The organism is Micromonospora sp. NPDC047644 (genome assembly GCF_040704315.1).
In the GTDB taxonomy this organism is placed as follows: domain Bacteria; phylum Actinomycetota; class Actinomycetes; order Mycobacteriales; family Micromonosporaceae; genus Micromonospora.
Map to the genome: position 1 here is coordinate 90,248 of NZ_JBEYSY010000022.1, position 6,287 is coordinate 96,534.

At 68.1% G+C, this 6,287-nt stretch carries 6 protein-coding genes; 5 read left to right on the forward strand and 1 reads right to left on the reverse strand.

Features of this window, described 5'->3' with window-relative positions:
* Positions 1 to 64: 64 nt before the first annotated feature.
* The 5 genes from tig (at position 65) to AB0877_RS29275 (ending at position 5,416) form a co-directional block, all read left to right on the forward strand.
* Positions 65 to 1,411: a trigger factor gene (tig, locus tag AB0877_RS29255; RefSeq protein WP_366612774.1), complete on the forward strand. Its 1,347-nt coding sequence runs from the start codon at positions 65 to 67 to the stop codon at positions 1,409 to 1,411.
* A 244-nt stretch (positions 1,412 to 1,655) separates the two neighbouring features.
* Positions 1,656 to 2,297, forward strand: coding sequence for an ATP-dependent Clp protease proteolytic subunit (locus tag AB0877_RS29260; RefSeq protein WP_007464111.1), 642 nt, complete (start codon positions 1,656 to 1,658; stop codon positions 2,295 to 2,297).
* A 10-nt stretch (positions 2,298 to 2,307) separates the two neighbouring features.
* On the forward strand, positions 2,308 to 2,970 hold the full coding sequence (locus AB0877_RS29265; protein WP_030333536.1) for an ATP-dependent Clp protease proteolytic subunit: 663 nt from the start codon (positions 2,308 to 2,310) through the stop codon (positions 2,968 to 2,970).
* Positions 2,971 to 3,180: 210 nt separating this feature from the next.
* The gene (gene clpX / locus AB0877_RS29270) at positions 3,181 to 4,476 is read left to right on the forward strand and encodes an ATP-dependent Clp protease ATP-binding subunit ClpX (RefSeq protein ID WP_355010117.1); all 1,296 of its coding nucleotides are present in this window, start codon (positions 3,181 to 3,183) and stop codon (positions 4,474 to 4,476) included.
* Positions 4,477 to 4,618: 142 nt separating this feature from the next.
* Positions 4,619 to 5,416, forward strand: a complete 798-nt coding sequence (locus tag AB0877_RS29275; RefSeq protein WP_366612775.1) for a carbon-nitrogen hydrolase family protein — start codon at positions 4,619 to 4,621, stop codon at positions 5,414 to 5,416.
* A gap of 127 nt (positions 5,417 to 5,543) precedes the next feature.
* On the opposite strand, the gene AB0877_RS29280 is transcribed toward AB0877_RS29275, so the two are convergent.
* Complete coding sequence (locus AB0877_RS29280) at positions 5,544 to 5,768, reverse strand: hypothetical protein (protein WP_366612776.1); 225 nt, start codon at positions 5,766 to 5,768, stop codon at positions 5,544 to 5,546.
* Between the last annotated feature and the right edge of the window lie 519 nt (positions 5,769 to 6,287).

Sequence of the window (6,287 nt, forward strand, 5' to 3'; positions counted from 1 at the left end):
TCGCCTACACTCGATGGGCTGAATCACGCCCAGACTCAACTGAGATCCGTCAAGGAGTACGCCTGTGAAGAGCACCGTCGAGACTCTGAGCCCGACGCGCGTGCGGCTCGCCATCGAGGTGCCGTTCGTCGAGCTCGAGCCGAGCCTCAAGAAGGCGTACCGGGAGATCGGTTCGCAGGTCCAGGTTCCGGGCTTCCGCCGGGGCAAGGTGCCGACCGCGGTGATCGACCAGCGGGTGGGCCGGGGCACCGTCCTCAACGAGGCGGTCCAGGAGGCCATCCCGGAGAACATCCTCGCCGCCGTCCGCGAGCACGACCTGAAGACGCTGGGGCGCCCGGAGGTCGAGATCACCGAGTTCAACGACGGTGACTCGCTGAACTTCACGGCCGAGGTCGACGTCCGCCCGGAGATCACCATCCCGGACGCGAGCACCATCGAGGTGACCGTCGACGAGCTGCAGATCGACGAGAGCGAGATCGACGAGCAGGTGAAGAACCTGCGGGAGCGTTTCGCGACCCTCAAGACCGTCGAGCGGGCCGCCGCCGAGGGCGACTACGTCCAGATCGACCTGAACGCCACCGTCGACGGCGAGGACGTGCCGGGTGGTCAGGCCAGCAACATCTCCCACGAGGTGGGCAGCAAGCAGCTCCTGCCGGGCCTGGACGAGGCCGTGGTCGGCCTCGCCGCCGGTGACGACACCACCTTCACCACCCAGCTGGTCGGCGGCGACTTCGCCGGTCGCGACGCCGACGTGGCGGTGACCGTGCGCACGGTCAAGGAGAAGGAGCTGCCGGAGCTCAACGACGAGTTCGCCCAGATGGCGAGCGAGTTCGACACGATCGAGGAGCTGCGCGGCGACCTGCGCAACCGGGTCACCCAGGGCAAGCAGGTCGAGCAGATCTACGCCGCTCGGGACAAGGCCCTGGCCGAGCTGGTCGAGGCGGCCGAGATCCCCGCCCCGGAGGGTGTCGTGCGCGAGGAGGTCGAGAGCCGCAAGCAGGCGATGATCGACCAGCTCGAGCGGATCGGCGCCTCGATGGAGGAGTACCTCGCGGCCGAGGACAAGACCGAGGAGCAGATCGACGCCGAGCTGACCGAGGCGGCGACCGAGGGCGTCAAGGTCCAGCTCCTGCTGGACACGCTGGCCGACGCCGAGGACGTGCAGGTCTCCGACGACGAGTTCGGGCACGAGATCGTGCACCGGGCGCAGCGCGCCGGGATGGCCCCGCAGCAGTACTACGACCAGCTGGTGCGCTCCGGCGCGGCCGCCGCGGTCTTCGGGGACGTGCGGCGGGGCAAGGCGCTCGCGGCCGTCATGGAGAAGATCACGATCAAGGACTCGGCCGGCAACGGCATCACCCTCGACGCGCTGCGCGCCGCCAACGAGGCCGAGCACAACCACCAGCACTGATCGTCGGGTGCGGCCGCCGTCCACCGCTCAGCGGCGGGCGGCGGCCGTTTCCCTCCCGGGTCCGCCCGGGCAGCAGGCACTGCCCGGTCCCGGGCAGCAAGCACTGCCGGGTACGCCCGGAAGCCCGCGCCGCGGGTGCGCCCGACACAGCTGCGCTGAGAGCGAACACTGCCCCGACCGGGACTCTGCCGCCCCGCACAGCGGTTAGTGTCGGGAAAGACGGTACGGAGAGCGAAGGGCTGCCATGACCGACATGCACATCCCCAAGAAGTCGCTCCGGGCGATTGACGCGCGCGGTGGCGACTCCATTGGCAACCTCGACGACTCGGTCTACAACCGGTTGCTCAAGGAACGCATCATCTTCCTGGGCAGTGAGGTGACCGACCAGGTCGCCAACCGCATCTGCGCGCAGCTGCTGCTGCTCGCCGCGGAGGACCCGGACCGCGACATCAACCTGTGGATCAACTCGCCGGGTGGCTCGGTCTACTCCGGCATGGCGATCTACGACACCATGCAGTTCATCGACAACGACGTGTCGACCGTGGCGATGGGCATGGCTGCCTCGATGGGTCAGCTGCTGCTCTGCGCGGGCACCAAGGGCAAGCGGTACGCCCTGCCCCACGCCCGGATCATGATGCACCAGCCGTCCGGTGGTCTGGGCGGCACGGCGTCCGACATCGCCATCCAGGCGGAGCAGATGCTCTACACGAAGCGGATGTTCCAGGAGCGGGTCGCGCACCACACCGGCCAGAGCCAGTCGCAGATCGAGGCCGACTCGGACCGGGACCGTTGGTTCACCGCCCAGGAGGCCATGGACTACGGCTTCATCGACAAGGTGATCATCGGGGCCGCACAGGTCCCGGATGGCGCCGGGACCCTGAGCTGAGGAGCTGACGATGACCGATCTGAGCCTGCCGCCCCAGTTCGCGGCCGTGCACAACCGCTACGTGCTGCCGTCGTTCGTCGAGCGCACGTCGTACGGGGTCAAGGAGTCGAACCCGTACAACAAGCTCTTCGAGGACCGGATCATCTTCCTCGGCGTCCAGGTGGACGACGCGTCGGCCAACGACGTGATGGCCCAGCTGCTGACGCTCGAGGGCACCGACCCGGACCGCGACATCATCATGTACATCAACTCGCCGGGTGGTTCGTTCACCGCCATGACGGCGATCTACGACACCATGCAGTACGTCCGTCCGGACATCTCGACGGTCTGCCTCGGGCAGGCGGCGAGCGCGGCGGCGGTGCTGCTCTCGGCGGGCACTCCGGGTAAGCGGATGGCCCTGCCGAATTCGCGGATCATCATCCACCAGCCGGCCACCGAGGGCGGCTACGGGCAGGGCTCGGACATCGAGATCCAGGCCCGGGAGATCCTGCGGATGCGGACGCAGCTGGAGGACATGCTGTCCCGCCACTGCAACCGCCCGATCGAGCAGGTTCGCAAGGACATCGACCGTGACAAGATCATGACGGCCGAGGAGTCCAAGGAGTACGGGCTGGTCGACACGATTCTGACCAGCCGCAAGAAGGGTTTGCTGGCGGCCAACGCCGCTCGCTGAGCCGTACCGGGTCAGAGGTTGGCCGGGGCTTTCGTTCCCGGCCGACCTCTGACACACCCGTTTTGGGGGTCGGAGAATGCCCCGCCAGCGGGTAACGTCGGGTCCGTACCGCTTCGCCGGCCGGGCCGGCGGCGCGAACCAAACCGGGCGGCGCGCAACGTCCGCAGGTCAGGGCCGGGTCTCCGGCCGATGAGTGCAGGGAGAACGTAGGTGGCACGGATCGGTGACGGCGGCGACCTACTGAAATGCTCCTTCTGCGGCAAGTCGCAGAAGCAGGTCAAGAAGCTCATCGCGGGCCCAGGGGTCTACATCTGCGACGAGTGCATCGATCTCTGCAACGAGATCATCGAAGAGGAGTTGGCCGAGTCCGGCGAGGTGAAGTGGGAAGAGCTTCCCAAGCCGATGGAGATCTGCCAGTTCCTCGACACCTACGTCGTGGGTCAGGATCAGGCCAAGAAGGCGCTCGCCGTAGCGGTCTACAACCACTACAAGCGGATCCAGGCCGAGGCGGCCGGTGCGCCGGGCTCCGGCAGTGACGCCGTCGAGCTGGCCAAGTCCAACATCCTGCTGCTCGGCCCGACGGGGTGCGGCAAGACCCACCTGGCGCAGACCCTCGCCCGGATGTTGAACGTCCCGTTCGCCATCGCCGACGCCACCGCGCTGACCGAGGCGGGCTACGTGGGCGAGGACGTGGAGAACATCCTCCTCAAGCTGATCCAGGCCGCCGACTACGACATCAAGCGGGCCGAGACCGGCATCATCTACATCGACGAGGTCGACAAGATCGCCCGCAAGTCGGAAAATCCGTCGATCACCCGGGACGTCTCCGGTGAGGGCGTGCAGCAGGCCCTGCTCAAGATGCTCGAGGGCACGGTGGCCAACGTGCCGCCGCAGGGTGGCCGTAAGCACCCACACCAGGAGTTCATCCAGATCGACACCACGAACGTGCTGTTCATCTGTGGTGGGGCGTTCGCCGGCCTCGACCAGATCATCGAGTCCCGCACCGGGCAGGGTGGCACCGGTTTCGGCGCCCGGCTCCGGTCGGTCTCGGAGCGGTCGACCGATGACATCTTCAGCCAGGTCATGCCGGAAGACATGCTCAAGTTCGGGTTGATCCCCGAGTTCGTCGGCCGGCTGCCGGTCATCACCAACGTTCGCAGCCTGGACCGCAGCGCCCTCGTTCGAATCCTCACCGAGCCGCGCAACGCCCTGGTCCGGCAATACCAGCGTCTGTTCGAGCTGGACGGTGTCGAGCTCGAGTTCGACGAGCCGGCGCTGGAGGCCATCGCCGATCAGGCGATGCTCCGGGGCACCGGTGCCCGTGGTCTGCGGGCCATCATCGAGGAGGTTCTGCTCTCCGCGATGTACGAGGTGCCGAGCAACCCCGACGCCGCCCGTGTGCTGATCACGCGCGAGGTTGTCCTGGAGAACGTCAACCCGACCATCGTGCCGCGTGAGTTCACCGGGCGTCGGGCTCGGCGCGACCGCGAAGACAAGTCCGCCTGATCCTTTCCGTGTCCCGCCGGCCGTTCGATCCTGAGCGGCCGGCGGGATCGTGTTGAGCACCATTCGTCGTCGGTGACCGCGCCCCGATGCCGGTCCGGCCGTGGCGCTGTCCGTGAACGGCCTCCAGCCGTACCCTGTGCTCATGCGTGTCGCCGTCTGCCAGCTGAACGCCCGGGACGACCGTAAGGCGAACCTGGCGGCCGCGGAGGCCCTGCTGGAGCGCGCCGCCGCCGGCGGCGCGGATCTTGCCGTCCTTCCGGAGTACGTCGACTACCTGGGTCCTGCCGCTGGGCTGCCCGAACCGGAGCCGGTCGACGGGGAGGTGGGCAGCTTCTTCGCCGGGGTGGCCAGGCGGCTCGGGATCTGGTTGGTGGCCGGTTCGTTCCACGAGGCGGGCCCGGACCCGGACCACACCTGGAACACCTCGCTGGTCTTCGACCGCTCCGGCACTCTGGCCGCGAGCTATCGCAAGATCCACCTGTACGACGTGGAGATCCCCGGTCGGGTCTCCTACCGGGAGTCGGCGAGTGTCGCGCCCGGGGCCCAACCCGTGGTGGTCGACGTCGAGGGGCTACGGGTCGGCCTGTCGATCTGCTACGACCTGCGCTTCCCGGAGCTCTACCGGCTGCTCGCGTCCGATGGTGGCGCTCAACTGCTCGTGGTTCCGGCCGCGTTCATGATGCACACCGGCCGGGATCACTGGGAGGTCCTGCTGCGGGCCAGGGCCATCGAGAACCAGTGTTTCGTGGCGGCGGCCGGTCAGACCGGCGACCACGAGCCAGGTCGCACCTGCTTCGGGCGCAGCATGGTGGTCGACCCGTGGGGGACGGTCCTCGGCCAGGTGCCGGACGGTCCGGGGGTCTCCGTCGTCGACCTGGACCTGGAGCGGCTCGACACGATCCGCGCCGAGCTGCCCAGCCTGGCCAACCGTCGGCTCTGAGGCGCCAGACCGGACAACCGCGGCTCTGAGCTGCGCGGCGGCAACCGCCGGCGGTGAGCTGCGCGGCGGGCGGCGGGCCAACCGTCGGCGTCGAACTGTGCGGCGGGCCAACCGTCGGCGTCGAACCTCAACCCTCCAGCAGGACGCCGATCACCGCGAACCCGGCGATCGCCGCGGCGGTGACCAGCAGCGCCGTGGTCATCCGGGACCTGCCCCGTCGGGCCAGCCGTCCCACCGAGAGCACCAGCACGACCAGCACGACCGTGCCGATCACCACCTGCCAGAACGGCCCGATGAGACCGAGCAGCGCCTGCTCGGCGAACACCCTGGTGCCCTGCCCGGACTCATCCATGATTGACACTCTGGCACGTCGAGGTGGCCCGCGTCCTCGGCTGTGCCGGGGAGTCGAAGTGGCTGGCAGCTCGGCGGTGCCAGGAACCGGCGGGCGGCTCCTCGTCCGAACCAGTGATGAACCCTGATTTGCCTTCTCCGGGCCGTCCGCGTAACTTTCTCTCTGCACGGGGGAGGCCGGACAAACCGGCCGAGAACGGGCGCCAGGCTCGTGGCGGCAACGCCGAGCGAGACTGAGGATCGGGCGGTGCGGAACACTCCGGAAACGGGGTTGCGAACGCGAAGCCGACCGGGTAGAGTTTCGAAGCCGGCAGGAGCCGGGCGGAGAGCCGCGAAGCGGCGATCGGCCGGTCTGCGGCTTCCCACGACAGAAACGAACGTCGGTAACGACGTGCGTCATCGTGGACTCGAGCAAGCAAGACTATCCGCGTTATCGGATGAAGCATGTCGAACCGCGAAATATCGGTTTGACAGGGTGGAAACGAGCGGGTAACGTAGTAAAAGTGCCTGGCGCTGAAAG

Coding starts and splice junctions, on each gene's coding strand:
- AB0877_RS29260 (WP_007464111.1), top strand. CDS start 1,656: ATGACCGACATGCACATCCCCAAGAAGTCGCTCCGGGCGATTGACGCG.
- AB0877_RS29265 (WP_030333536.1), top strand. CDS start 2,308: ATGACCGATCTGAGCCTGCCGCCCCAGTTCGCGGCCGTGCACAACCGC.
- AB0877_RS29275 (WP_366612775.1), top strand. CDS start 4,619: ATGCGTGTCGCCGTCTGCCAGCTGAACGCCCGGGACGACCGTAAGGCG.
- AB0877_RS29280 (WP_366612776.1), bottom strand. CDS start 5,768: ATGGATGAGTCCGGGCAGGGCACCAGGGTGTTCGCCGAGCAGGCGCTG.